At 60.7% G+C, this 26,369-nt stretch carries 18 protein-coding genes and 2 pseudogenes; 10 read left to right on the top strand and 10 right to left on the bottom strand.

What is annotated here, in order from left to right:
- Positions 1-47: 47 nt before the first annotated feature.
- On the top strand, positions 48-1,181 hold the full coding sequence (locus OKW29_RS05900) for a substrate-binding domain-containing protein (protein WP_429290321.1): 1,134 nt from the start codon (positions 48-50) through the stop codon (positions 1,179-1,181).
- Entirely contained in the window at positions 1,178-4,009 is a 2,832-nt protein-coding gene (locus OKW29_RS05895; RefSeq protein ID WP_429290320.1) for an ATP-binding protein, read from the top strand. The genes OKW29_RS05900 and OKW29_RS05895 overlap by 4 nt, the downstream gene beginning before the upstream one ends.
- Before the next feature lie 39 nt (positions 4,010-4,048).
- On the opposite strand, the gene OKW29_RS05890 is transcribed toward OKW29_RS05895, so the two are convergent.
- The 3 genes from OKW29_RS05890 to OKW29_RS05880 form a co-directional block, all read right to left on the bottom strand.
- Positions 4,049-4,681, bottom strand: a complete 633-nt coding sequence (locus OKW29_RS05890; protein WP_184071954.1) for a response regulator — start codon at positions 4,679-4,681, stop codon at positions 4,049-4,051.
- Positions 4,678-6,303, bottom strand: coding sequence for a response regulator (locus OKW29_RS05885; protein WP_429290319.1), 1,626 nt, complete (start codon positions 6,301-6,303; stop codon positions 4,678-4,680). The genes OKW29_RS05890 and OKW29_RS05885 overlap by 4 nt, the downstream gene beginning before the upstream one ends.
- Before the next feature lie 255 nt (positions 6,304-6,558).
- Positions 6,559-6,876 carry a hypothetical protein gene (locus OKW29_RS05880; RefSeq protein WP_429290318.1) on the bottom strand — a complete coding sequence of 106 codons (318 nt, stop codon included), beginning with the start codon at positions 6,874-6,876 and terminating at the stop codon, positions 6,559-6,561.
- A 310-nt stretch (positions 6,877-7,186) separates the two neighbouring features.
- Here OKW29_RS05880 and OKW29_RS05875 point away from each other — a divergent pair, with 310 nt between their 5' ends.
- The 3 genes from OKW29_RS05875 to OKW29_RS05865 are packed head-to-tail and all read left to right on the top strand — an operon-like array spanning position 7,187 to position 7,983.
- On the top strand, positions 7,187-7,432 hold the full coding sequence (locus OKW29_RS05875) for a hypothetical protein (protein ID WP_429290317.1): 246 nt from the start codon (positions 7,187-7,189) through the stop codon (positions 7,430-7,432).
- Between the two features lie 26 nt (positions 7,433-7,458).
- Positions 7,459-7,668, top strand: coding sequence for a hypothetical protein (locus OKW29_RS05870; protein WP_090811076.1), 210 nt, complete (start codon positions 7,459-7,461; stop codon positions 7,666-7,668).
- Between the two features lie 39 nt (positions 7,669-7,707).
- Positions 7,708-7,983 (top strand): hypothetical protein, encoded by a 276-nt coding sequence (locus tag OKW29_RS05865; protein WP_429290316.1) that lies wholly within the window; start codon positions 7,708-7,710, stop codon positions 7,981-7,983.
- A gap of 75 nt (positions 7,984-8,058) precedes the next feature.
- Here OKW29_RS05865 and OKW29_RS05860 read toward each other — a convergent pair.
- The 5 genes and pseudogenes from OKW29_RS05860 to OKW29_RS05840 all read right to left on the bottom strand — a co-directional run.
- A pseudogene (locus tag OKW29_RS05860) lies at positions 8,059-8,412 on the bottom strand (NUDIX domain-containing protein); the annotation flags it as partial.
- Positions 8,413-8,618: 206 nt separating this feature from the next.
- Positions 8,619-10,925 (bottom strand): WD40 repeat domain-containing protein, encoded by a 2,307-nt coding sequence (locus OKW29_RS05855; protein ID WP_429290315.1) that lies wholly within the window; start codon positions 10,923-10,925, stop codon positions 8,619-8,621.
- A gap of 482 nt (positions 10,926-11,407) precedes the next feature.
- Positions 11,408-12,313 (bottom strand): lipid A biosynthesis lauroyl acyltransferase, encoded by a 906-nt coding sequence (locus OKW29_RS05850; RefSeq protein WP_429290314.1) that lies wholly within the window; start codon positions 12,311-12,313, stop codon positions 11,408-11,410.
- 486 nt (positions 12,314-12,799) lie between these two features.
- Positions 12,800-13,105, bottom strand: coding sequence for a transposase (locus OKW29_RS05845; RefSeq protein WP_429290313.1), 306 nt, complete (start codon positions 13,103-13,105; stop codon positions 12,800-12,802).
- Entirely contained in the window at positions 13,050-14,246 is a 1,197-nt protein-coding gene (locus OKW29_RS05840; RefSeq protein WP_429290312.1) for an IS1182 family transposase, read from the bottom strand. Before OKW29_RS05840 ends, OKW29_RS05845 begins: the two co-directional genes overlap by 56 nt.
- A gap of 300 nt (positions 14,247-14,546) precedes the next feature.
- On the opposite strand from OKW29_RS05840, the gene OKW29_RS05835 reads away from it, so the two are divergent.
- Positions 14,547-15,350 carry a hypothetical protein gene (locus OKW29_RS05835; protein WP_429290311.1) on the top strand — a complete coding sequence of 268 codons (804 nt, stop codon included), beginning with the start codon at positions 14,547-14,549 and terminating at the stop codon, positions 15,348-15,350.
- Between the two features lie 212 nt (positions 15,351-15,562).
- Here the strand turns inward: OKW29_RS05835 and OKW29_RS05830 are convergent, their stop codons facing one another.
- Positions 15,563-16,441, bottom strand: coding sequence for an NmrA/HSCARG family protein (locus OKW29_RS05830; RefSeq protein WP_429290310.1), 879 nt, complete (start codon positions 16,439-16,441; stop codon positions 15,563-15,565).
- 115 nt (positions 16,442-16,556) lie between these two features.
- Here OKW29_RS05830 and OKW29_RS05825 point away from each other — a divergent pair, with 115 nt between their 5' ends.
- From OKW29_RS05825 to OKW29_RS05815, 3 genes and pseudogenes are all read left to right on the top strand, one after another.
- On the top strand, positions 16,557-17,480 hold the full coding sequence (locus tag OKW29_RS05825) for a LysR family transcriptional regulator (RefSeq protein WP_429290309.1): 924 nt from the start codon (positions 16,557-16,559) through the stop codon (positions 17,478-17,480).
- A 394-nt stretch (positions 17,481-17,874) separates the two neighbouring features.
- The gene (locus OKW29_RS05820; RefSeq protein WP_429290308.1) at positions 17,875-20,802 is read left to right on the top strand and encodes a hypothetical protein; all 2,928 of its coding nucleotides are present in this window, start codon (positions 17,875-17,877) and stop codon (positions 20,800-20,802) included.
- 78 nt (positions 20,803-20,880) lie between these two features.
- Positions 20,881-21,159, top strand: a pseudogene (locus tag OKW29_RS05815) (HU family DNA-binding protein); the annotation flags it as partial.
- 391 nt (positions 21,160-21,550) lie between these two features.
- Here the strand turns inward: OKW29_RS05815 and OKW29_RS05810 are convergent.
- The gene (locus tag OKW29_RS05810) at positions 21,551-23,272 is read right to left on the bottom strand and encodes a dihydroxy-acid dehydratase (protein WP_429290307.1); all 1,722 of its coding nucleotides are present in this window, start codon (positions 23,270-23,272) and stop codon (positions 21,551-21,553) included.
- 205 nt (positions 23,273-23,477) lie between these two features.
- Between OKW29_RS05810 and OKW29_RS05805 the strand changes: the two genes are divergently transcribed.
- On the top strand, positions 23,478-26,243 hold the full coding sequence (locus tag OKW29_RS05805) for an MGH1-like glycoside hydrolase domain-containing protein (protein WP_429290306.1): 2,766 nt from the start codon (positions 23,478-23,480) through the stop codon (positions 26,241-26,243).
- Positions 26,244-26,369: the final 126 nt, after the last annotated feature.

Raw genomic sequence — 26,369 nt, 5'->3', positions numbered from 1 at the left:
TTTGGGCAACCCCAATCGACCTCGACGGAGCCCATGGGGGGAACAGCATGAAGGGCTTCCTTCTGGCGTTGGCTTGCGCGTGTGTGCTGTCGGCCGCCGCCGCGCAGGATTTATTGCCTGGCCCTGCGCCCGGAGCCCCGGTCGCCGCGACGGACTTCCTGGCCCTGGCCAGGCGAGTGGTCGACGCCGCTTCGCGACCCGCTGCACCCTGGAACGGGCCACGCAACGGGCCACCTGCGCAATCTGGAAAACACATCGCGGTCGTCGCCGAGGATTTGCGCAACGGCGGCATCCTCGGTGTGGTCGATGGTGTGCTGGAGGCGGCCAAAGTGATCGGCTGGCGCGTGAGGATCTTCGATTCCGCGGGTGCGGCCGACCTGCGTCTGAAGATGCTCGCGAATGCGCTGGCAAGCCACCCCGACGGTCTGATCCTCGCCGGCGGCGACGCACGCGCGCTGCTCCCCGCGCTGCGGCCGTTTGCCGAGAACAACATCCCGATCGTCGGCTGGCATGTCGCGGCCCAGGCCGGACCGGTGCCCGGCACGCCCGTGGCGATGAACGTGTCGACGGATCCGCTCGAGGTCGCGCGCGTGACCGCGCTGGCGGCCATCGTGCAGTCCGGCGGGCATGCGGGCGTCGTCATCTTCACCGATTCCAATTTCCGAATTGCGCAAGGCAAGGCGGATGAAATGGCTGCCGTCGTTCGCGCGTGCAGTGGCTGTACCCTGCTTGAAGTGCGCGACGTGGCGATTTCGCGCAGCCGGGAACTGGTGCCGGGGACGACACGCGCCCTGCTCGCGCGTTACGGCCCGCGCTGGACCTGTGCGCTGGCGATCAACGACATCTACTTCGACTACGCCGCCCCGGTGTTGACCCAGGTGGGAATGCCGAACGCTGCAATGATCATGCTGTCGGCTGGCGACGGCAGCGAGTCCGCCTTCCTGCGCATCCGCACCGGCACGTTCCAGACCGGCACCGTGGCCGAACCCCTGAATCTGCACGGCTGGCAACTGGTCGACGAAATGAACCGACTTTTCGCGGGCGTTGGCGTCACGGGTTACGTGACGCCGGTGCATCTCGTGACGGCGGACAACGTCGCCGCGGACGGCGGCGATCGTCTACTCTACGACCCTGACAACGGCTATCGCGACATTTATCGTCAGATCTGGCAACGACCGTGAAACTGCCTTTCCCACAATCGCTCACCGCTCAATTTGCGCTCGTTGTTTCGTGCCTGGCCGCGCTGGTGGTCGTCGTCGGAGCCACGACGATTTACTCGTTGACCGGTTCGGCCCACTCGATCCGTCAGCTGGCCGAAGAGCGGCTCACGCGCCTCGCGGATGCGCAGGATCTGGTACAGCACACGCTGACCATTGAACGCCTCGCGTTGCAGTTGTCTCGCGACGATACGATCGATGCCGTGCGCGAGACCCATCGGCATGTGCTCGAACAGCTGGCATCCTTCGACCGCCTGGTTGACCGCCTGGCCTCCGCGGCCGCAAGCGACGACCCAGGGGTCGACGCGCTGACGCTTTACCGGTCGAGCCAACGCTTTCGCAACATCGTCAACATCGAGGCGCAGGTGCGCGAGACCGCGCTCGGCCCCCGGGCTGCGCCGGCGGATGGGCAACGGCCGGGCGTGTCGCTGACCAGCCTCGACAGGGACCTGCGCGGCGCGGCCGAGGCTCTGGCCGTCGCGGCGCAACGGCAGTCCGATTATTTGACGCGCGACTACCGCGAAGCAGTCCAGGATCTGGCCGTTAGCGCAGATCGCACACGCAAATGGGTGGCGGGTGGAGTCGCGGTGAGCCTGCTGCTCACCTGGCTAATCGCCCGCGAATTCCTCGGGCGCCATGTCGTGGCGCGCCTGCGCCGCGTCAGTCACTTTCTGCGGCACGGCGATGCCGGGAGCACGCAAGCCGGAGTCCCCGTGCACGGCGGCGACGAGATTGCCGATATGGCGCGCGCAGTCGAGCAGTTCCTTGAAGACCGGCGCCAGCGCCGCGCGGCCGAGGATGCGTTGAAGGAGCTCAATGCCGGACTGGAGGCGCGCGTCGCACAGCGCACGGCCGAACTCAGTACGGCGCTTGCGGGTCAGGCGGCCGAGATCGCCGAACGTCAGCACGCTGAAGACGCCGTCCGGGAAAGCGAGAACTTTCTTAACAGCATCATCGAAAATATCCCGGACATGATCTTCGTCAGGGAGGCCGCGACCTTGCGCTTCGTGCGCTGCAACAAGGCGACAGAGCAACTTCTCGGTTACCGGCGCGAGGAGATCCTCGGCCGGTCCGTCCACGACCTGTTTCCCACCGAGGAGGCTGAATTCTTCGCGCTCAAGGACCGGGCCGTGCTGGAGTCGCGACACATGATCGACATACCGGAAGAGCGGGTTCATACGCGACATGGCGTACGCCTGCTGCACACGATGAAGATCCCGATCGCCGATGTGCGCGGCGTGCCGCAGTTCCTGCTCGGCATCTCACGCGACATCACGGAGCACAAGCATGCCGAAGCGGAATTGCGGCGCTATCGCGAGCACCTCGAAGACATGATCCGCGAACGGACAGCGGAACTCGCCGTGGCCAAGGAACATGCAGATACGGCCAACCAGGCAAAAAGTGACTTTCTCGCGCACATGAGCCACGAACTGCGTACGCCGCTGAACGCGATTCTTGGTTACGCTCAGATCCTCACACGCGACACGACTCTCGATCAACGCCAGATCGACGGACTCGCAGTCATCCAACGCAGCGGCGAACACCTGCTGATGCTCATCGACGACATCCTGGATATAGCCAAGATCGAAGCTGGACGAATGGAACTCAATCTTTCCGACGTTCCGCTCGAACAGTTCGTCTACTTTGTCGCCGAGACGATGCGGGTCAAGGCAACGGAAAAGGGACTCGCCTTCGCTTGCGAGATGCAGCACGATCTGCCCGCGGCTGTCCGGGTGGACGAAATACGGCTGCGTCAGGCGCTGCTCAACCTGCTTTCCAACGCGATCAGATTTACCGAGCAGGGGAGCGTGCATCTGAGCGTCGCTTTTATGCCGCCCGCGCGACTATGTTTCAAAGTGCAGGACACCGGCATCGGGATCGATGAAGGGCGCCTGGAGGAAATCTTCAGGCCTTTCGAGCAAGTGAGCGACGACCGGCACCGCTTTGGCGGCACGGGGCTCGGGCTCGCCATCAGCCGGCAACTCGTACGCCTGATGGGCGGCGAGATCCATATCGAGAGTCGTCGCGATATCGGCAGCGTCTTCTCGATCGAACTGGATGTCCAGGTGGTGGCGCCCCCGGCGGCTGTCGCCGCGTCCGGACGGATCGTGAGCGGCTACAAGGGGCCGCGCAAGGCTATCCTGGTCGCGGATGACGTGGCGGAGAACCGTGCCGTGATGGTCGATATGCTGGGGCCGCTCGGATTCGACATGGCGCAGGCTGGCAACGGATCCGAAGCTCTGGAGAAAACCCGCTCCCTGCATCCTGCGCTTGTCCTGATGGATGTGGTCATGCCCGGCATGGACGGGCTCGAAGCCACGCGTCGCCTGCGCGAGATGCCCGAGTTCCGGGATCTGCCCATCGTCGCAGTCTCCGCAAGTGCCTCGGGGACCGATGCGGCGCAAAGTCTCGCGGCCGGCGCAAACGCTTTTCTTGCCAAACCGATCGATTTCGGCCGGCTATTGTCCCATGTCGCATCGCTCATGAATGTCGAGTGGATCGACGAAGCGACCAAGGCGCAAGTCACTGGCGCGGACCACACGGCTGTACCCGCTGCCGCTCCTTTTACCGGGCCCTTGATGGCACCGCCGCAGGGCGAGATCGAAGCGCTGCACTACCTGGCGCGACTCGGCGACATGCGTGCCATCGTGCAACACGCCCAACACTTGAGCGAGCTCGATGAGCGCTATCGACCCTTCGCTGACCACCTTCGCCGGTTGGCGAAGGCTTACCGGTCCAAGGCGATCCTCAGCTTCGTCGAGCAATATCTGGAAAGGAGGCTACTGCGGTGATTCGCGCCTCAGAACGCGAACCGCATCATCCTTCGTTTTCTACTCGACGATCATGCCATGCCGGATCGCGTACCGGATCACCTCAGCGTTGTTGGAAAGCCCGAGTTTCTGCATCAACCGCATCTTGTGTGTGCTGATCGTTTTCGCGCTGAGGGCACATGCCTGGGCAATTTCATTGATGCTCCTGCCTGCCGCGAGCATCTGCAGGACCTCGAATTCGCGGTCCGACAGTACTTCATGCGGCGGCACGTCGCCGCGCTGTGTATCGAACACCATCGCATCGACGAGCTTCGGATCGATGAAACGGCCGCCGTCCGCGAGCTTGCGGATTGCCGCGAGCAGCACCTCCGGGTCACTGTCCTTGGTCAGATATCCCGTTGCTCCCGCGCGCAGCGCGCGAGACGCGACCTGAGCCTCGTCGTGAATGCTCAGCACCAGCACCGGCAACGAAGGATGTTCCGCCCGTACCCTGCGGATCAGAGCGACGCCGCTGATGCCGGGCATCGTCATGTCGAGCAATAGAAGATCGAGCGCGCACGAGCGCAGCTTGTCGATCACTTCCGCTCCTTGCGCCGCTTCCGCCGCGACGACGATATCGCTCGTGGTCGCGATGATCTGTCTGAGTCCGCCACGGACTATCGCATGATCGTCCGCAATGAGTATCCTGATCATGTTCGAGCTCCGCCATCGAGCGGAATATGAATCGAAACCATGGTGCCCGCGCCCGGCGAGCTGTCGATCGAAAGCGATCCGCCGATCAGCCGCGCGCGCTCGTTCATGCCGAGCAGGCCATATGAATAGTCGCGACTCACCACTTGCTGATCGAAGCCGCATCCGTCGTCACGCACATGCAGCAAGAGCTGTGCAGCCGTCGAAACAAGCGTCACCTCGACACGTGTGGCGGCGGCATGACGCGCGACGTTCGTCAGCGAAGCCTGTGCAATGCGGAACAGGGCCGTTGCATGGGCGTCGGACAGCGCGGGTTCGCCGCCTTCGATGCGCAATTCACACGCAATGGCATTGCGGCGGTTGAACTCGTCGACAAGCCATTCGAGCGCAGACACGATGCCGAAGTTAAGCGCCGCGGGCCGCAGATGGCTCGCGACATTGCGCACCATCGAGATCGTGCCTTCGACCAGTTGGCGCATATCGTCGGCTTTTTTTGTCGCTTCCGCGTCGTGCGCGATGCGCATTTTGAGCAGAGACACGTCCATCTTGAGCGCGGTCAGCAATTGCCCCAGCTCGTCGTGAATTTCCATCGCAATGCGCTTTCTCTCCTCCTCGCGAATCGCCTCCATGTACGCGGACAGTTCGCGCTGCTGCTCGCGCGATTCGACGAGTTCCTGTTCCATCTGCTTGCGCCCCGTAATGTCATTCAGGCCCACATAGATCGCCGGAGAATCGTCGTAAGTCGCGGCGCGCGCCGTCGCCATCGCCCAGAACCGGGTACCGTCCTGGCGCCGGAACTGTATCTCCGTGTTGCGCAAGCCACCCTTGGTCCGCAGATGTTCGATCAGACGCTCGCGCTCGCCCCGCTCGGCGTAGAAATCCGCGATATTGGCGGACGAGCCTTCGTCCATGCCGAAGAGTTCGCGCAGCGGCGGGTTTGTGTACAGGATGTGCCCATCCGGCATCGAGGTGATGCACAGCGGCACCGGACTCGTTTCGACAATCGCGCGAAAGCGAGCCTCGCTTGCCTGCAGGCGCGCGTCCGCGCGCCGCCGCTCGTCGATCTGCGCCCGCAAGTTGGCGTTGGCGCGCGCCAGCTCTTCGGTGCGCAATGCGACACGTCGCTCCAGATCGTCGCGCGCTTGCGATAGCGCGGCCTCCGTTTCCTTGCGCACGGCGACTTCCGCCAGCAGTTGCCGGTTCTGCGCGAGAACCTGCTTGTGCATCACCCGCAGCTCGAGGTGCACGCCAACGCGCGCGACCATCTCATCGACGCGCAATGGCTTGGTCACATAATCGACACCGCCCACCAGAAAGCCTTCGACGCGGTCCTCGTTGTCCATCAGCGAGGTCATGAATATGACGGCGATATCGCGCGTGCGCTCATCGCGCTTGAGGCGCCGACAGGTCTCGAAGCCGTCGATGCCCGGCATCTTCACGTCGAGCAGGATCACATCGGGCTGCGAGAAGGCTGCGCGCTCCAACGCTTCGATACCGTCGAGCGCCACCAGCACGCGAATGCCGCGCGCCTCGAAACTGTCGACAACCACGCCAAGATTCCCCGGCGTATCGTCGACGATCAGAATCGTGCCCGTATACGCGACCGGAGCGGCGAGATGGCTCATGATGCGGTGTTCCCTTCGAGATACCGCTCAGCGGGTTGCAGGAGCCCGCTCCACCATGCGTCGAAAATGTCGAGCGCCATATATCCCCGCGAGTGCCGCCGTTGTGGTCGTCCTATTCTGCACTCGATGCCGGCGCCTGGTCCATCACGCCCGCTCCGGGTTTCAAACGTCCGATGAAACGGCGCGCCCCGTGGCCTCACAGCCGCCGCATGCGTGCCTGTAAGCAGTTGCGCGCCTGGCCGGCGTTGCCGTTCGCTAGTGCGACACCTCGCCCGCCACCGCGATCAGTCGGACCGTGCGCGGCAAGGTCAGTTCGTCGATGAGGTCGGCCACCTCGCACAGCGCGCGAAAGTCATACTCGTCGATCTGGTCCGCGTGATTGCGCCGCAACTCGCGCATGGTTTCGCCCAGACGCCTGAGCGCGTTGGTCGTGCTGTCTATCAACGGCCAGCAGTGCATCAAATACGCAAGCGATGTCACGCTGCGCGTCTCGCACCAGGTGTCGAACAGTCGCAGACATATCGCGTCGATTTGCTCGATGACGTATTCCCGCTCCGATAGATAGCCGATCATGTTGCATCAATTCGACATTGCATTTCGATGGCTCATCATCTACGAGCAGAACGTGTGTCGCATTCAGCGCCCGCTGGAAAATCAGGGTGTGACTTCCTGATTCGCGTGTCAGGAAATCCTTAGTGTCATTCATGGCGAAAGCCCCCGCAGATGGGCAAGGACGCTTAAATGCCGTTCTACATGCTGTTCCGGTTCAGGAAGTCCTGACGGCTGAAACCAGTGATTCCTGAAACGACATTCCGGCCGGCGCCGATTGGACGCATGCACCGATCGCCATAGCATCGAATCATCGGGCATCGCGGGGAAAATCATGGCGGGGAACACATCGCTGCGTTCTCAGGTCGAAAAACTCATTGGCCCGACGGGGCCACGAGGGGCGCGCGTGCGTCTGCTGAACCGCTCGCGCTCGGGTGGAACATGCCGGGTGCGCATTCAAATCGATCTGCCGACCGGGGCGTTTTCACTCTTCTTCTTTCGCCATGCCGACGGCACATGGCACGTGTTTCCGCCGGGCCAGCGCCGTCCGGAAATGGGGATAGGCCGCATGGCGGCCTGATCGTTCAGCCAGCCGGGGAAATGCACATGCACGACGATGCTTCGAACACACTGCCGCAGGACGTGATAGAGCTGCGCGCGTGGCTCAACGACTGGTACGACCATGCATTCGCCGTAGGCTACGTCCATCCGCCCTTCACGCTCGATGAAGCGACAGCCGACCGGCTCGAAGGCTACTTCAAGGCGGGCCTGACGCCGGCCGAAGGCGCAATTTTGTTCTTTGGCGTCGTGCATTGAGAGGCGAGCGATGAAGGCGAAAGACGGTGAAGTCAATCAATGAAACATCACATTGTCGGGCGTTATCGCGGATTCGTCATCGAAGCGCACATTGAGCCGCGGACGGCCCGTTTGTCCGATGGAATCGCGCTGACATATCGCGTCACGTGGTCGTTGCGCAGAAGGACAAGAAAACAGCACGTCACCGGTGACTTAGCCGATGCCGTTACCTACGGGTCGGAAAGTGTTGCTCTCACGTGCGTCGACCGCAAGGCTCGCGCTCTTATCGATGCCATGCTGGCGAATCAGGAAGCGTTGAAAACCGTGGGGCTGTAACCCTGATGCCTGGAAGTCCCGCGCCTCGCGCAGCGTCACGCGGACTCGAATGGTCATGCAAGAAAAACGGCTCGACTAGCCGCGGACATCCCTGCCGAGATACGCAGCGACCGCGCCTGTCACGGCGAAGCCAGACAATTGCTCCGGCGACGCCAGATGCGCGGCGACGATCTCGCGATTATCGAGCCGCAGTTCGGGTAGGCAATCGAGGCGCAGTTCGAAGAAATGTACCCGGTCTCTTCGCCCGTCCCACATGCCGGCGGCGCTGCCTGCCGGCAGTAAGGGGTGAGACGCAAGTCCGATCTCCTCTTCCATCTCGCGCAGCGCCGCAGCAGCAGGTGTCTCACCGGCCCGGATACTGCCGCCCGGAAACCCCCATTCGGCGCGGTACGACGACTTCAGCAGCAGCAGCGACTGACCGACGTAGATTGGGCGGATTCAACCGGTCGATGCAACGCAATGAACGCCGGATGAGCGGCTCTCGGTGCAGAGGAAAACATGAGCGGACCTACGAGTAGGCGATGGACCTTCTCATGGCCGCAGACTTCAATGTGAGAGCTAGTCAGGAAGATTGGAAAGCAATTGGTCGCGCTGGCCAAACGTATCGTTGCGGCTCGCTCCGACCGGTCGGCGAGTTACGATCCACATACGTTTTCGCCCCGGCGCCCGCGTACGAGAGAAAGAGCGGCTTCATCATCGGTTGTGAGCAGGTTTGCTCCCACGAGCTTTTCCCTACAGACGGCTTTAGCCATGCTCTGACCTCGCTTCTGCATGAGCCATCGGATAGGCCACACCCGCGCGGTCTGATCCGCGGACGCAGTTACCACCCGCTGGCCGTCCAGGCTGAAGGCGGCGGAGAAAACCGGTCCCTGATGTCCGGTGAGCTTCGCGATCACCTCGCCGGTCGCCGCGTCCCACACCCGCGCGGTCCCGTCCGCGGACGCGGTCACCACGCGCTGGCCGTCCGGGCTGAAGGCGGCAGAGAAAACCGGTCCCTGATGCCCACCGAACTGGGCGATCTGTTTGCCGGTGGCCACGTCCCACACCCGCGCGGTCCCGTCCGCGGACGCGGTCACCACGCGCTGGCCGTCCGGGCTGAAGGCGGCAGAGAAAACCGGTCCCTGATGCCCACCGAGCTGGGCGATCTGTTTGCCGGTGGCCGCGTCCCACACCCGAGCGGTCCTGTCCGCGGACGCGGTCACCGCGCGCCGACCGTCCGGGCTGAAGGCGGCGGAATAAACCAGATCCTGGTGCCCGCTGAGCTGCGCGATCTGTTTGCCCGTGCTCGCGTCCCACACCCGCGCGGTCCTGTCCCGGGACGCGGTCACCACCCGCTGGCCGTCCGGGCTGTAGGCGACGGAATCAACCGGGCCCTGATGACCGCTGAGGAGCAAGATCTGTTTGCCGGTGGCTGCGTCCCACACCCGCGCGGTCCCGTCCCGGGACGCGGTCACCACCCGTTGGCTGTCCGGGCTGAAGGCGACGGAATCAACCGGGCCCTGATGACCGCTGAGGAGCAAGATCTGTTTGCCGGTGGCCGCGTCCCACACCCGCGCGGTCCGATCATGGGACGCGGTCACCACCCGCTGGCCGTCCGGGCTGAAGGCGGCGGAAATAACTGACCCTTGATGCCCTCTGAGCAGCAAGATGCCCATCGCCGCGTCCCACGCGCGCGCGGTCCTATCACGGGACGCAGTCACCACCCGCTGACCGTCCGGGCTGAAGGCGGCGGAATTCACCGGCCCCTCGTGTCCGGTGAGCTGCACGATCACCTGGCCGGTCGCCGCATCCCACACCCGCGCGGTCTTGTCATCGGACACGGTCACCACGCGCTGGCCGTCCGGGCTAAAGGCGGCGGCGCTCACCGGTCCGCGATGCCCAGTGAGCTGCAGGATCGCCTGGCCGGTCGCCGCGTTCCACACCCGCGCGGTGTTGTCATCGGACGCTGTCACCACGCGCTGGCCGTCCGGGCTGAAGGCGGCGGAGAAAACCGCTCCCCGATGCCCTATGAGCTGCGCGATGACCTGGCCGGTCGCCGCATCCCACACCCGCGCGGTCTTGTCATCGGACGCGGTCACCACGCGCCGGCCGTCCGGGCTGAAGACCGCGGAGCTTACCGGTTCCCGATGCCCGGTGAGCTGTGCGATCACGTGGCCAGTCGCCGCATTCCACACCCGCGCGGTCCTGTCCGCGGACGCGGTCACCACGCGCCGGCCGTCCGGGCTGAAGGCGGCGGAAAAGACCGGTTTCTGATGCCCGCTGAGCTGCGCGATCTGTTTGCCCGTAGCCGCGTCCCACACCCGCGCGGTCCTGTCCGCGGACGCAGTCACCACGCGCCGGCCGTGCGGGCTGAAGGCGGCGGAATAAACCAGATCCTGATACCCGCTGAGCTGCGCAATCTGTTTGCCCGTAACCGCGTCCCATACCCGCGCGGTCCTGTCCGCGGACGCAGTCACCACCCGCTGGCCGTCCGGGCTGAAGGCGGCAGAATAGACCAGATTCTGATGGCCACTGAGCTGCACAATCTGTTTACCCGTGGCCAGGTCCCACACCCGCGCCGTCCCATCCCAGGACGCGGTCACCACCCGCTTACCGTCCGGGCTGAAGACGGCGGAATCAACCGCATTCTGATGGCCGCCGAGCAACGCAATCTGCACTGATGCTTGCGCGCCACGCATAAGCTCAAGCTCTGCTTCTGCCGATCCCGGCGAGAGCCAACCGTTGCCCATCGCCAGCATCGCGAAGCGCATTGCGCGGTCATAATTTCCCGCGTCGTTCGCCGTTGTCGCGGCCGACGCCAACGCCAGGGAAGTCTGGCGTGCGACCGTCCGAGTCTGGTGAATGATCCACCCGGCAGTCACAATTAGAATGAATGCGATTGCGCCAATCAGTACCTGGATGCGTCGCTGCGCGCCCTGTCCGTGCCCGCTCTTCGTTGACATGGGCTTGATCCTCAACGATTTGTTGCAACTGCGACTCGCGCTCCGCGCGTGCAACCTCCTTGCGCCCGCAGCAAGTCCATCGATAGGAAAGGTCGTCCGCGCCGAGCCGAAAGCAATTCGCACATGTCCAATTCGCAAAGAAATCGCTCGCCCCACACCGTCGCCCAGACGTCTGGGGGCTCCCGGTCGCATCGTCTCACGCCACACCACGCACTCGATTCCAGGAAACAGCACATCAGTGCGCACCAGTGTCCGCTGACAAGGGGACTTGCGACGATCATCCGCTGCGGGCCGGCAAGCGGTTCTCAATTCAGCTATCGGTCCGGGTTCGGCCACGAACGGCCATACGCTCGAGCATTCGGACAGACACTCCAACGTCCGGTCCACTCAGATAGCGGACCTATGCCTGTCAGTCGAGCTCATTGCGTTACCTCACGGAAGCACACAACCAGGAACGGTCGCATGCCTTACGGACGGTGTGCTCAGTACACACCTGGCACGCCCGGTGGACGATTCTTGAAGCGTCGATGCACCCAGTAATATTGCTCTGGGCACCGATTGATCTGCGTTTCAAGGAATTCATTCATTCGGCGCGCGTCGATCGTCTCACTTTCTGAAGGAAAGTCGCTGAGCGGCTCGAAGATGGTCAGCTTATACCCGCGGTAGTCGGGCAATACTTCAGTCACGAATGGTACAACCCGCGCATGGGCCAGTCGAGCAAGGCGCGAAACCGAAGTGAGTGTGCACGCGGGGACGCCAAAAAACGGCACAAAAACGGAGTTGTGTATGCCGTGATCCATGTCAGCAGCCAGCATGACTGGTTTGCCTGAACGAAGTAAGCCGACGATCTTTCTGGCGCTTGTCGAACGTTCAATCATCTCGGCGCCAAATCTGCCGCGTTGCCGCTTGGCTAGACTGCAAAGGCGCGCGTTCGACATGCGTGTATATAGTGAGGCGGCGGGCACGCGCGTTGAGTAGAGTATGCAGCCGACCTCGATGCTCACGAAATGGAAGCCAAGAAAGATGGTCGGCGGAGCGTTCCTGTCTTCCAGATCGATTCGACTTTCGATGTGGACCAGCTTTCGTATCCTCTGCGCGCTGCCGAACCATTGAATGCCTCGTTCGAGATAGCTTCGAACGACGTGGCGAAAATGGTTTCTGGCAAGGTCGTCGTACTCGCACTCGCTTTTGCCCGGAAAACAGAGACGCAGATTGACGAGAGCGATATGTTTTCGGGAGCCTGGAAGTGCATATAACATTGCCCCAAGCGCGCTGCCGAACCTTGCGACGAGCGTATAGGGAAGGACTGCGAAGACGCGCAGCAGCACTACAATCAAGACATAGCCTAATCGCCCCAAGAACCTCCCCCGCTCGCGAGAATCACTCATCGCGACACGGAAAAATACGAATACTTACGGATGTATAACAAAATTCGAGATCCTGGTGGCATAGCATGGCGATGGCAGAGAAGTATCGCACGTACTGCGTTGTGACGGGCTACCCAGGTGGACGCTAGGGGTTCTCGGTTCTCCCTGGCGAAAACGACTGCGTATGGGCAGCAAGCGCCTGCACCGCGGATGCACCACCAGGCGGCCGTTCTACTTTGAAAGCCGCCGCCGAGTCCGCATTGGGGCGAAGGGCAGATCCGGGTCGCGTGCTGCCGGTCATGACACGACACTTGTCGAACGCACAACGATTGGCAAGGTTCGGCCCAGGCCGTGTGGAAACTCGACGGAGTTGCAATGCGACGGGGAAACCTGGCCCGTCGGCGCGTTTGGCTGTCTTTGGGGGTGTCGCGGCGACGACGAGACGCTGAACGTCTCTAACGCGCTCCAAACAAGTTCAAGGGGTTAGTTTTTGGACCTACGGGGTGCTCATGCACCCACCAGCCGCATCGCTTTCATCGTTTTCCTGAACCCCGGGATTCTCAGCACTCGCATCAGATTATAGGCAAGTACGTTCAGACTCATCTCGGTCCCCACGTTGGGCAGCCTGCGTGTCAGGAAATGCGTGTAGCCCATCCAGTGCGTGAACGTGCCGAAGACATGTTCGACGGTTCGCCTGCGCACTGTCATCGCGTCCGGTGTCCGGTCGAGCCGACGTTGAACTGCTTCCAGCACCGACTCATGTTCCCATCGCGTGATTCGTCGCTCTGTGCCTGGAGTGCACTGTGATTTCATGGAGCACTGAGGACAGGCACTGCTCCAGTAACGGCGCAGCTGCATACCGTGTTTCCTCCCGCGTGGAGCGGTAAATTGCCCGTTCGCCAGCAGGACATTGGTATTCGTCATCCCGTGCAATGTAAATGAAGTCGGCCCGATCAAATCGACCATGGCATTTCGCGCTTGATGTCGTGGGTTTGGGGAGCATTACCGCAATCCCGGCATCCGCGCACTCCTTGATCTGAGGACCACTGTAGTAGCCGCGATCGGCGACTGCCCGCAGTCTGGTCCTGCCCATCGCATCGCGCGCAGCCTTCGCAATAGGACTGAGCTGTGCCCGGTCGCTGCCAGAGTTTGTGACCTCGTGAGCGACGATGAGGTGGTGTTTGGCGTCTACTGCCACCTGTACGTTGTAGCCCACCATTCCTGAGCCTTTGCCGCTCGTCGCCATGGAGCGTGCATCAGGATCAGTCATCGATAGCTGGCCGTCAGGCTCAGTCTTGAGTTGCTCCTTGATCTGCTCGAGCTTTCGCATCTGCTCACGCAAGCGCGCGATCTTGTCCTGCAGTCGAGTTGTCTTCGCTTCCAGCTCAGCGGGTTGCGTACGATCAGCCGTCTCCAGCGCGTTCAGATACCGCTGGATGCTCTCCTCGATCTGCTTCTGGCGCTTATCGACCTTGCCCTCTGTGAAGTTGCGATCGCGAGTGTTGACTGCCTTGAACTTGCTGCCGTCGATGGCAACCAGCGCCTGCGAGAACAGCTTCAGCTCACGGCACAGCATCACGAAGCGGCGGCACACGTTGCGAATTCCCGCGCCGTTGTCACGACGGAAGTCGGCTATCGTCTTGAAGTCCGGCGCCAGACGACCCGTGAGCCACATCAATTCAACATTGCGTTGGCATTCACGTTCCAGCCGACGGCTCGACTGGACCCGGTTCAGGTAACCGTAAATATAGATTTTCAACAGCACGGCTGGATGATAGGACGGGCGACCTGTAGTAGACGGCATCGCGCCATCAAAGCCCAGTGATGCAAGGTCAAGCTCTTCAACGAACGCCTCGATAATCCTGACCGGATTGTCCTCGGCAACGAAGTCATCGAGGCACTCTGGAAGCAGCGTCACCTGCTTGCGATCTTCACCTTCTATGAATCGCTTCATCCGGTCACCCACGCTGAATGAGTTAATCCAGTCCAGGCGATCAGCGTGTTTTTACACAAGCTCGACCAATTTGAGACGGTCGCGAACGGCTCTGCGAGGTCGCTGAGCGGCTGCCACAAGCCCTGAGTCCGTCCCCGTCAAGTATTTCGAGGGCGGCCCGATCTGGCCAGTCTGTGCCTGGCCAGCGAGACCCAAAGCCTGATTTGAAAAGGCCGATCCGCTGGTTAGATTTGATGCCATGTCCCTCCCCAACGTAGCAAGCGGTCATGTGGATCTATACTGGGGTACCTGGAGGCTTCGATGGCTAATCAAGACAGATTGCATCCGCTACGTCCGCTCCTGAAGAATTGGGTTTGGGAGCATGGCCGAATCGGTACCCGATATCTGGACTGCACCGATGGCGAAATCAAGTTTGACGAAGGCAAGAAGTCGCGCTTCGCGGCCGAAGAATACATTCACGTGCCGCTCGACAAGGATGCTGACGACGATGCGCCTGTGGAAGGTCCTGCGATCCAGGAAGCGGGGCTCGCCCGGTTTTTGAGGGCAGCGCAGTTAGGCAGGCCCGAGGAGGCCGGCACTATCGTGGAGGTCCAGCGCGCAGTGCAGGACTGCATGGAACTCGGCCTGTTCAGCGCATATCAGTTGAGCGCCCGGCAGGCCGCCGCACGCTATGCGCAAGAACCCATGTTCGAGGATGAAATCCGCGCTGCGGTTGTCGACGATATCCGACGTATCTACGCGGGCATGCGCGAGCAATTGGCGCTGTACGATTTCAGTGTGCTTTACGGCTTGCCCACGCCCCTGCTCATCAGCGAGGCGCCGTTCATCGACTGGCGCGTGCGCGCTAGTCCGGCCCTTCCGTTTGTCTCGCTTCCTCTTGGGCCATACTGCCTGCTGGTCGGTGCGCCGTCGGGCAGGAGCAGCCGAATTGGCCCCGTGGTCTGGAAGTCCGCCGCGGCAATGGGCCCGTTGAAGGACCACAACCGCCAAATCGCGGAGCACGCACGGTTGTGGCTGGTGGCGACCACTGATGACCAACTCGTCGCGGTACAAAGCCGCTTTGCTGATGCCAGGAGCCCCAAGCCAGAGGATGCGAGGCCCTGACTGAAGTCGGCGGGAAACGCGTTGAATCGTTCGTGCTTCTGGAGACGATTTACGGACGTCCGCTCCCTGAAGCCACGAGTGTCACGCTGGGTCGATATCCGCGCGGCCTTCATAAGCAGCGGAATACACCCGCGAGCAGGGGTCGGCCCCGTCAAGCCCCCCCCCGTCGCGCGTGCCAGCCTCTGAGAGTCGCGATCGCGTATCCTGGCAGGTCAGTCCTTAGCCCACGCCGCAGCCATGGCGACGGCAAAGTCCCGATAGGATCTCGGTTGCCGTCCCAGCAACGTCGCCAGACGCTCGACGTCCGCGCCGGACGCGACCGCGCCGTCCTGCTGATACCGGCCCATCATGAGCCGCATGTCGTATGCGAGCCAGGCAGGAGCAACCGACTTGAGGCGCTGCTCAAGGACGTCGAGATCGTCGCCACCGTAGCGGACGGGACGTCCCAGCGCCTCGGCCCAGATCGAAACCACGGTCTGCGCATTGATCACGTCAGGACCGACGAGTTCGTACGTCTCGCCCGGCAGCGGGTTTGAGCCACGCTCGCGGCGCAGCAGTTCGCGCGCGGCAGCCTCGCCGATATCACGGACGTCGACCATGGAAATGCCTTTCGCGCCAATTGGCATGCCGTAGACGCCGTGCGAAAGCAGCGGGTCTTTCTGCCGGACGTCGTTCTGGATGAAATACGCGGGGCGCAGCACTGTCACCGGCAGGTCGAGGTGTTCGATCATGCGCTCCACCGTGTGTTTGCTGGTGAAGTGCGGCACGTCGACGTATTCGGCGCCCTTGAACACCGACAGATAAACCACGCCTTTCACACCCGCTTCCCGTGCGACGCTCATGGTCTGCACCGCCTGAGTCAGCTCGTCCGCGACGTTGGGCGCAAGCAGGAACAACGTGCTGACGCCGGTCATCGCCTGCCGCACCGCGTCGACGTCGGACAGGTCGCCCTTCACTGCGGTGACGCCACCAGAAAATCGCGCTTTCTCCGGTGTGCGGGTCAGCGCGCGTACCTCGGCACCGCTGCCGCCCAGATGCTCGATAACCTGCTTACCGATCACGCCCGTGCTGCCTGTAACGAGGACTGCCATGGGTATCTCCTTGAAGTGGATGGGCTGGGTCCGCCCGTGAGACAAACAATAGTCGTTTCGCTCAACAGTCGAAAGTGCCAGAATTCATACACTTCGTCTCGTAAACGGAACGATCATGGATTTGACGTCGCTCGGCGATTTCAATGCAGTTGCACTGCACGGTGGCTTTGGGCCCGCCAGCCGGGCGCTCGACCGCCCCAAGGCGACCCTCTCGCGGCGCGTGGCCGAGCTCGAGGAAAGCCTCGGCGTCAGGCTGATCGAGCGAGGCTCACGCAGGCTGCGTCTGACAGAAGAGGGCGTTGCACTTCATGAACGCACGCGGGGGCTCATGGCTGAAATTCAGGAGGCGGGTGAAGCGCTCGCCTCACGCGCCCCGGTGGCGCGCGGGCGGCTGCGCATCAGCGCGCCTGTCGTTTTCGCGCATGTCGTGCTGTGCCGGATCGCTGCGCGCTTTGCGCTCGCCTATCCGCAGGTCGAACTTGAGGTCATTGCAGAAGACCGCATCGTGGATCCGGTGGAGGACGGCTACGACCTCGTTATCCGTATCGACCCGGCGCATGGCGAGCAGCTCGTGGGACGGCGCATCCTCGGTGACGAGCGCCTCGTGGTCGCGGCGCCGGGCATGTCGATACCTTCGAGACCGGCACCCGATGCAACCGGGTTGGAGGTGCCGGCCGTTATGTCGGCCGCGGCACCGTCAGGCGCGTTATGGCACATGCGAACGGAAGACGGTGGTGCGATAGCGATCAGGCCGATGCCCGTGTTGCGGCTGTCATCGTTGCTGATGGTGCGTGACGCGGTGCTCGAGGGCGTGGGCGCGGCGCTCTTGCCCAGATTGCTGGTTGAGCATGATGTGTCGACAGGAAGACTCGCCTGTTGGGGAACGGCGGGCTCGCCCGTGGAAATCTGGGCCCTTTACAATTCGCGCCGGCTTCTGAGCGCGAAGGTGCGAGCGTTCATGACTATGCTGCAGGAGTTGCCGGGTCGGGAGCGCAAATGGGGTGGCGCTAGCAGCTCCAATGATTCTCCGCGCCGCTAGCTTTCTCTGTGGTAGCGCGGCGACGTGGTCGAGCCGTCGGGCGGCTGCTTTCGGCGACATTGAGTGGTCTCTAACGGGTCGTTCACGGTCCTCCGTTGTCGCCGGTAACGGTTGTCGGTGTAGAGAACAAAAATTACGAGGACCTGGGGCAGCGTAACGCGAAGACTCTGATGCAGATCCTCGGCGGCGACGCAATCCAGCCTTGAACGCCAGCAGGCAGCAGTCGGCCAGTTTCGGTCGTTCGACATTAAGGCATAGATCGTCGACAATCGGCGATAGATTTGCCAAAGAGGGATTTAGAGCGGTTACTTTCCACGGCTCGGAGCGGCATTTCGTACGGTGACGATCGCTGCCTGATTGTCGCCTTGAGGTACATCTTCCGCCAAAGGAAATTATGACTGATATCACCTCGCTGGGCGACTATGTACGATTTCAACTGGCAAGTCTGAATGTCAAGAATAAGCATCATACTTTTGAGGATTTGTGTCATCAATTTGCAAGGCTGGCTATCTCTCCCAATTTTTTGCCGGCGACTGGTCCTGTTAGCGCTGGCGGGGATCAAGGACGTGATTCCGAAACGTTCGATGCTGCCGTCTCGAACGTTCCGCAGATCGCCACGACATGGAGCTTTTCCGATGGCCGACGTGCTGTCTTGGCATGTTCGCTTGAAAAGAAGCCGAAAGCAAAAATTGAAAGTGACGTTAATTCGATTTGCAAAACAGGGGTAAAACCGGAGTCGATCTATTTTTTCTCCAATCAGGATATTCCCGTCGCTGCGCGCCACTCATTACAAACATGGTGCAGCAACACCCATGGCGTTCATCTCGAAATATTGGATGTTAATGCACTCGCCGAGCAATTGACACGTATTGAACTATTTTGGATAGCGCAGAAATTTCTTAATATTCCGTCTGAGATGTACCCACGTTCCGCCACTGGCGAGGATGAAAAATACAGCCATCAAAGAAATAAATGGATTGTTGAAAAAGTTCGCCCGGTATCCTTTGGCGATTTTATGGATGTGAAGTACGGCATCCGTCATGCGACGTTTACCCAAGATGCAAAAGTGGACATTCCCGACTGGATCGGTGTCCTCCGCAGCTTCATTGGACAAGGGATGCCTGATGATTTGGCGCGACGGTCACAATACGAGATTTGTGTTGCCGCTCTGCGCGGCCAGAACGACCTCACTAGCCATACATCGATTGTCAACGAATACTTCTCGAAAATAGATGTTTTGGATAGCTCACAGCAGATTGGCGATGCAGTAGTTTTGTTGAGTTACTGTTCGACAGCTCTTGTTCTTCGAGAATTTTCATTCGACCCGAACCAGTTGCATATTTGGACAAAAAAATTAATTCATCTCATTGAAAATCTGCTCAAGGACAGCCCTGGTGCTCACACCAAGTGTGAGCTGTTGCAAGATCGGGCCTACGCAGCGACATTGCCCTTTCAGCGAGGCACAACGCCAACGATAGATTGGGATTCTCCGTTCAAATGGTGGGATCGCCTTGTCCGGGAAATTAGGCACGCTCCGCTATTTGCGCTTGAAAGTTTCGCTAATCTACTTACAGAACTAGTTCCTGTCATAGGCGACGATCCCCGGTTTAGTCCCCTGACCGATCGCGTCAACGCTTTGCTTGAGGGTCGCTCGCGAGGATTTCTCGCGGCCGAGAAGTGCCGAGATAGGGCGATTGCATTCGTCGAATCAGATCGTCCAGTTCGCGCTATACGCGAATTGCATGGAGCGAAAATAAAATGGTTTGCGGAAGAAACGATACAGGGCACCGTGCTGTCAATGCTGCTGCTGTCCCGATTGTATGCGGACTTGGGGTTGATGTGGGCTGCCAAATATTACGCGCTTGCAGCCGCCTTTCTCGTACACAAACACTCTGGAGACCAGGTCAAATGTCTTCTGCCTAAGATTTTCATTCAACTGGCCAATGTATGTTACCGCGGCGGCGAATGGTTGAATTTTATCGATTTGTTACCTTTAGTCGGAGCTGCACAATATCAATTCAGATCATCGCCAGATGATTTAGAACGCCATCAGGACTTCGAAAGCGTTATCATGCACGCCCTCATTCTGAAGGCGGTAGGGGAAAGATTCGGACACGACGGCGTCAAGACTTATCTGCCGACTGTCCTCGAAAAATGGCCTTTACCTGATGGCCTTAATGACTTGATCCTAGATCCGCCGACTGATACGTTGGACTGGGTCATGAAGTGTGAGGATGATCTGGTATGGGCGCGAATTCATACCGACCTAAACGGGCAGCCCTTTTCTGACGCCGGAGCAGAGCGTAAATATGAGTGGCGTGCGCTGGGAATCTGCTGGGAGGTTTCTTGCGAAAACAGCGTTGATACTATCGTAATAGTCGAGGGGTTGGTTTCGTGCCTGCAGATTATCCTCGCAGATATGGCAGACGTTGAATTAAACCTGCTTCCAACAAAGGTTGCCATTCAGGCGAAAGTATCGGCGATCGGGAAGTTTGAAATTAAAGAATTGGATTGCAACGATGCGATGAAGTGGTCAATTAATCTTCCTTTGCAAGGTTCATCCGAAGATTTCGGAAGCTATGCCAACGGATTGGCAAGTGCAATTGTGGCTGGTTGTAGTTTGTTGCGTGACCAAGAAATAATGAAGATCTTTGAATCCTCGTTCAAAAATGGGCTCGCAGGAAAAACGTTCGTTGTCAGGCCATATCATGAGTTGTTGCGTGAGTTTGCGTCGAAAGAGCACGAAGCCATACGTCGCAGTTGCACGAGACTTGACACACCTTCGTTAGATACATGTTTGCATGAAGCTAACGCACTCGCGTGGAGAACTGGCCCGGGACCGGGCTATTCAAAAAAGCGGTCATTGAAATTTATAAAAAATCGTTATTCCCGAGCGCTGATTCCTGTTCGCCTCACATTAAGTCGACTACGGACGTCTGAAGAATTTAAATCATTTGTTGTTGAATTGAGGCATCAGGGTTATTTGGATTGGCACATTCTACTTTTAATCTGTAATGCGGCCATTAATTTTCGACTTCCCGTTCCCACCGGGGAAGGCGAAGACACACTTGCACGCAATCAAGAGGCCACCATGGAATTCATGGGCAACGAAGAGACAGCCGAAGCGATTGAAATTCCGGAGTCTGCAATTATCGGCGAATCTTTGCATATGAAACTTGATTTTCAGCTCGCCATTGTTGCGAAAACATGGGGGCTCCAACTCAAATCCAGGACTCCAGATTTTAAAGCTCTGAAAAGGGTCATGGTTGAACGATACGCTTACTTTATTGATGATGTAGAACATCAGCCATTGTTCGATTGATTTAGAAATCTGTATGAAATCTAGGAACCGTCGCCGTTATCTGTGGACGGTCTCGTCGTGGTGCCTTCCAGCTACTGCGGACAAGTGGCGGAACGGGCTTTTGTTGAGCCGAAGGCAGCTAAGGCGGTTTTAGCCGCACTGGAAGACACGATCCTCGGCTCGGTTCACAAGCGGGGTGCCGGGGAGTTCACGCTTTCCGGTTTTCTTAAGATCGTCACACAGGCCGTTCCGTCGAAGAAGAAGCGCTTCGGCACGGACCCGATCACGGGCGAAAAGCGCGGGTTCCCGGAAAAACTTGCGACCAAGCGTATCAAGGCGATACCAGTGAAGAAGCTAAGGGAAGCTGCAAAGTCATAGCGGTTCGGCCGGTTGAAGACAAGAAGCAGGCGTGCCCCGGGGACCATCCCCCTGGTAACTACGGGCGACGGAACGAATGACCGATTCGGGCTGACGCAATGGTCCGTTCAGGGTCGACACTCGACGATGGCGCCGCCATCGAACAGGCTGCGGCAGATGGTCGGTTGAACGGGCTCGTAGTCCGCAACCCAGCGGGACCCGATACCCCCTACATTTCGCTTCTTTTCCCCGGTGATCTGCTGGGTCGCCTCGAAACACTGGGGCCCAGGCAATCCGCAATCTTCGACGACACCTCCGGTGAGGGATGAACTCTTCGTCGTTTGCGCTTGATCAGGCGCCGAACAGATCGAGTCGCGCGGGCACTTCGGTCAGGGAGTTGAAAAAGCACCCGCTACTTAAGGTCTTCGGAAGGAAACGCGGTGAGGAAATCAAAGTCGCACCCTGCAGCGGCAGAGAGCACGTGATCGTGATAGAGCCGCTGGTAACCGCGCGCATACATCCCTTGCGCCGGACGAATCTCAGCGGCACGACGCGCCAGTTCGACCTCGTCGACCAGTAGATCGATCCGCTTGTCCCGGGCCGAGAGCCGGATCCGATCGCCGTTGCGCACCAGCGCCAGCGGGCCACCGAGCGCCGCTTCTGGCGTCACGTGAAGCACGATGGTCCCGTACGCCGTGCCCGACATGCGCGCATCTGAAATCCTCACCATGTCCTTCACCCCCGCCCGTGCAAGTTTCTGCGGGATCGGCAGATAGCCGGCCTCGGGCATGCCTGAAGCACTGCGCGGCCCCGCGTTCTGCAATACGAGAACGTCGTCCGCGCGAACGTCCAGACCGGGGTCGTCGATGCGCGCGGCCAGATCGTCGAGCGAGGTAAATACCACGGCACGCCCTTCGTGTTCGAGCAGTTCGGGAGTAGCGGCGGCGCGCTTCAGAACCGCACCGCCGGGCGCCAGACTCCCGTTTAGAACAATCAGCCCGCCCTCGGGACTGACCGGTTTCTCCCTCGAGCGGATCACGGCCGTATCGATCGGATCGGCAAGCGGCCTGTTCAAACGCTCCTCGAGACTGTGCCCGGCGATATCGCGACAACTCAGATCGAGTTGGGGCATCAGTCCGCGCAGAACGCCCTCCAGCCCGCCGGCTGCATGGAAATCCTCCATGTAACCGTTGCCTACCGGCTTGAGATCCACGAGTACGGGCGTTTCATCAGACAGCCGGTTGAACTCGTCGTAATCGATCTTCAGTCCGATACGACCAGCAATCGCCGCCAGATGAATCACGGCGTTGGTCGAACCGGAGACCGCGAGCAGCACGCGCAAGGCATTGCGCACCGACGCGGGCGTCACGATCCCGGCCGGTTTCGGTCCGCCATTGAGGGCCATGCGCGCAACCAGCGCTCCGGTTTCTTCGCAATTGCGCAGACGATCCGCGTGCACGGCCGGAATCGCCGCCGAACCGGGCAGCATCATGCCCAGCGTTTCCGCGATCAGCGCCATGGTCGACGCCGTGCCCATGACCGCACACGTTCCCGCCGTGACCGCCAGACGCCCCTCCACTTCCCTGATCTCCTGCGCCGAGACGTTCCCCGCGCGGAAATTCGACCAGAAGCGCCGGCAGTCCGTGCACGCGCCAAGCCGCTCGCCGCGATGTCGCCCGGTCATCATCGGACCGGCCACCACCATTGCGGCGGGCCGCTCCGCGGAGATCGCGCCCATCAACATCGCCGGCACGGTTTTGTCGCATCCGCCGAGCATCACCACCGCATCCATCGGCTGGGCACGAATCATTTCCTCGACGGCCATCGCCATCAGATTGCGATAGACCAGCGAAGTCGGCGAAAGGAAGACCTCGCCAAGCGACATCACCGGAAATACGACCGGCAATGCGCCCGCCGCGAGCACGCCGCGTTCGACCGCCTTGATCATTTCGGGAAAGTGGCGATGGCAGTTATTGAAACCGCTCTCCGAGGTGCAGATCCCGACGATCGGCTTGTCGAGCGATTCGCCGGTGTAGCCCATCGATTTGGCAAACGACCGGCGCAGATAGCGCGCGAAGTCTTGATCACCGTAGTTCGTCAGGCCATTGTCGAGGCCACGCGGTTTTTGATTCATGTCCAGTTCCTTACGATCAGGCGATGCAGCGCGGATACAGCGAAAGAAAACGTCAGATGAAACCAGGAACGAGGCGGCCTCCGACCTCGATAAGTCTAAACGACGCCTATCATCCAGATACCGCCCGGCGCCGCACGCGTGACGGGATGGGCGGGGACTCACGCTCTGAACGTGTTCGACGGTCGATCCCGGTTTGGGAGGTCACATGTCATCGCTACGCGCAAACGATCTGCTCCATTCGAAGGAAGGGTTCCGTCTGCATGGACCGGACCTCGACTGCTGGCGCCGCTGGGGGCCTTATCTGAGCGACCGGCAGTGGGGCACCGTTCGCGAAGACTACAGCGACTACGGAACCGCATGGGAGTATTTCCCCCACGAGCATGCGCGCAGCCGCATGTACCGCTGGGGCGAGGACGGCATTGCCGGATTCGGCAACGACCCACTCGACTGGTGCGTGTCGCTCGCGCTCTGGAACGGGCGCGATCCCATCCTGAAGGAGCGGCTGTTTGGCTTGACCAATGCGCAAGGCAATCACGGCGAGGACGTGAAGGAGCTTTACTTCTACGTCGATGGCACGCCGACGCACTCGTACATGAAGATGCTGTACAAATACCCCCACGATGCGTACCCGTATCAGGACCTGATCGAGGAAAACGGCCGGCGCGGCGCCGATCAGCCCGAATACGAAATCCTCGATACGGGCGTGTTCGACGACGATCGCTATTTCGACGTCTGGATCGAGTACGCGAAGCACACACCCGACGACATCGTGATGCGCGTAACCGTCGAAAATCGCGCGGATCAGCACGCGCCACTCCATCTGCTGCCGATCTTCTGGGCGCGCAACCGCTGGGCGTGGTCAGGCAAGCCCGGCAAGCCGTCGCTCACGCTCGAGCCGGAGTCCGCCGAGGGCGCGCGCGTGATCGCGGACAATCCCGCGCTGGGCACGTTGATCGTCACGGCCTCGGCGCCGCAGCCGATCGAATGGCTGTTCTGCGAAAACGAAACCAACGTCCGCCGCCTTTTCGGCATCGCCGGCGCAGGCCCGTTCAAGGATGGCTTCAACGATTACCTCGTCGATGGCGAGGAGCACGCGATACGCCGCGACGCAGGCACCCGCGCTGCCGCGCACGTGGCCCTGTCGCTCGCGCCGCACGAGCGCGCGGTGCTATATCTGCGCTGGCGTCCGGCGGCACTACCGGGCATCACGCGCGACGACGTGCCGCTCGACTTCGAAGCGCTGTTCGCGCGCCGGATCGCGGAGGCCGATGAGTTCTACGCGGCGCTCCAGCACGACATCAGCGACGCCGATGCGCGGCTCGTGCAACGCCAGGCGCTCGCCGGCATGCTATGGACGAAGCAGTATTACCAGTTCGACGTGACGCGCTGGCACGACGGCGACCCCGGTCAGCCGAAGCCGCCGAAAGGACGCCGGCACGGGCGCAATGCCGACTGGCGGCATATGTGCAACGGCGACGTCGTATCGATGCCGGACAAGTGGGAGTACCCGTGGTACGCGTCCTGGGATCTCGCGTTTCATGCCGCCGCGTTCGCCATGATGGACCCCGACTTCGCGAAGAAACAGCTGCTGTTGCTCATGAAGGAACGGTACATGCATCCGAACGGGCAGTTGCCCGCCTACGAATGGGCATTCGGCGACGCGAATCCGCCCGTTCATGCATGGGCGACGTGGCGCGTGTACGAACTCGACCGTGAAGTCACGGGCGTCGGTGACCATAAGTTTCTCGAGGTGATGTTCCACAAGTTGCTGCTGAACTTTTCGTGGTGGGTCAACCGCAAGGATGCAGAGGACCGCAATATCTTCCAGGGCGGCTTTCTCGGGCTAGACAACGTCGGCATCTTCGACCGCTCTTCCCCGCTGCCGACGGGCGGCCGCATCGACCAGGCGGACGGCACCGCCTGGATGGCCTCGTATGCGCTCGACCTGATGCAGATCGGACTCGAACTCGCGATGACGAACAACGCGTACGTCGAAATCGCGGTGAAGTTTTTCGAGCATTTCCTGTATATCGCAGAAGCCGTCGGTTGCAGCGAAGGTTGCAGAACGGGGCTATGGGACGGTCACGACGAATTCTTTTATGACGTACTGCATCTTCCAGACGGAACCCGTGTGCCGATGCGCGTTCGCTCGATCGTCGGCCTGATTCCGTTGTTCGCCGTGCATGTGCTTGAAGAACGCATATACGGCCACCTGCCCGGCCTGCGAGAACGGCTCGCGTGGTTTCTCGATCACCGGCCCAATCTGGCCAAACTCGTATCGCGTTGGACCGAACCCGGCAAAGGCAACACCACGCTGCTCTCGCTACTGCGTGGATACCGGATGACGGCACTGCTGCGCCGCGCGCTCGACGAAGACGAATTTCTGTCCGATCACGGCGTGCGCGCGCTGTCACGCGTGCATCGCGATACACCGTACGAGTTCGATCATGGCGGCGCGCATGTCTGCATCGCGTATCAGCCGGCCGAATCGGACTCGCGCGTATTCGGCGGCAATTCGAACTGGCGCGGGCCTGTGTGGATGCCCGTCAACTATCTGCTGATCGAATCGCTATATGAATTCCATCGCTACTATGGCGACGAGTTCCGCATCGAATATCCAACTGGATCGGGCAACCGGTGCTCGCTCAGCGAGATCGCCGACGGTCTCGCGCGGCGTGTGACTACCCTCTTTCTCAAGGACGAGCACGGCGTGCGGCCCGTGATGGCGGCTTATCCGCAGTTGCAGGCCGACCCGCACTCGTCTGATCTCGTGCTGTTCCACGAGTACTTTCACGGCGACAGCGGACGTGGCGTCGGCGCTTCGCACCAGACCGGCTGGAGCGGTCTCGTCGCGCTGCTGCTTCAGCCGCGTCTGATGAAGCTGGCCCACGTGGCCACCGATGTCACTGCCGAAAACGCGCCGGCAGGCGCGCCGGTCGCCGAAGATTCGCTGCCCGCGATGGCGCGATAGACGGGCATCGAAAATCCGGAATCGATCGAGACGCGATTCCCGAAACTCTATGTCCTCGACCTATCGGACCAAAGTCTGATTGACCGACCTGAAGGTCACGTGCATCGTCAAAGGCGAACCGCGAAC

This window comes from Paraburkholderia sp. CI3, from assembly GCF_050436505.1.
Taxonomy (GTDB): Bacteria; Pseudomonadota; Gammaproteobacteria; order Burkholderiales; family Burkholderiaceae; genus Paraburkholderia; species Paraburkholderia tuberum.
Note: the sequence above shows the minus strand (reverse complement) of the source record. Positions and strands in the feature narration are given on the sequence as shown.

Bases quoted from the DNA above. Each gene is read 5' to 3' on its own strand.
- OKW29_RS05830 (WP_429290310.1), bottom strand. From the start codon at position 16,441: ATGGCAGTCCTCGTTACAGGCAGCACGGGCGTGATCGGTAAGCAGGTT.
- OKW29_RS05825 (WP_429290309.1), top strand. From the start codon at position 16,557: ATGGATTTGACGTCGCTCGGCGATTTCAATGCAGTTGCACTGCACGGT.
- OKW29_RS05855 (WP_429290315.1), bottom strand. From the start codon at position 10,925: ATGTCAACGAAGAGCGGGCACGGACAGGGCGCGCAGCGACGCATCCAG.
- OKW29_RS05820 (WP_429290308.1), top strand. From the start codon at position 17,875: ATGACTGATATCACCTCGCTGGGCGACTATGTACGATTTCAACTGGCA.
- OKW29_RS05810 (WP_429290307.1), bottom strand. From the start codon at position 23,272: ATGAATCAAAAACCGCGTGGCCTCGACAATGGCCTGACGAACTACGGT.
- OKW29_RS05845 (WP_429290313.1), bottom strand. From the start codon at position 13,105: ATGAAATCACAGTGCACTCCAGGCACAGAGCGACGAATCACGCGATGG.
- OKW29_RS05835 (WP_429290311.1), top strand. From the start codon at position 14,547: ATGGCTAATCAAGACAGATTGCATCCGCTACGTCCGCTCCTGAAGAAT.
- OKW29_RS05900 (WP_429290321.1), top strand. From the start codon at position 48: ATGAAGGGCTTCCTTCTGGCGTTGGCTTGCGCGTGTGTGCTGTCGGCC.
- OKW29_RS05865 (WP_429290316.1), top strand. From the start codon at position 7,708: ATGAAACATCACATTGTCGGGCGTTATCGCGGATTCGTCATCGAAGCG.
- OKW29_RS05805 (WP_429290306.1), top strand. From the start codon at position 23,478: ATGTCATCGCTACGCGCAAACGATCTGCTCCATTCGAAGGAAGGGTTC.
- OKW29_RS05875 (WP_429290317.1), top strand. From the start codon at position 7,187: ATGGCGGGGAACACATCGCTGCGTTCTCAGGTCGAAAAACTCATTGGC.
- OKW29_RS05885 (WP_429290319.1), bottom strand. From the start codon at position 6,303: ATGAGCCATCTCGCCGCTCCGGTCGCGTATACGGGCACGATTCTGATC.
- OKW29_RS05840 (WP_429290312.1), bottom strand. From the start codon at position 14,246: ATGAAGCGATTCATAGAAGGTGAAGATCGCAAGCAGGTGACGCTGCTT.
- OKW29_RS05870 (WP_090811076.1), top strand. From the start codon at position 7,459: ATGCACGACGATGCTTCGAACACACTGCCGCAGGACGTGATAGAGCTG.
- OKW29_RS05880 (WP_429290318.1), bottom strand. From the start codon at position 6,876: ATGATCGGCTATCTATCGGAGCGGGAATACGTCATCGAGCAAATCGAC.
- OKW29_RS05850 (WP_429290314.1), bottom strand. From the start codon at position 12,313: ATGAGTGATTCTCGCGAGCGGGGGAGGTTCTTGGGGCGATTAGGCTAT.
- OKW29_RS05890 (WP_184071954.1), bottom strand. From the start codon at position 4,681: ATGATCAGGATACTCATTGCGGACGATCATGCGATAGTCCGTGGCGGA.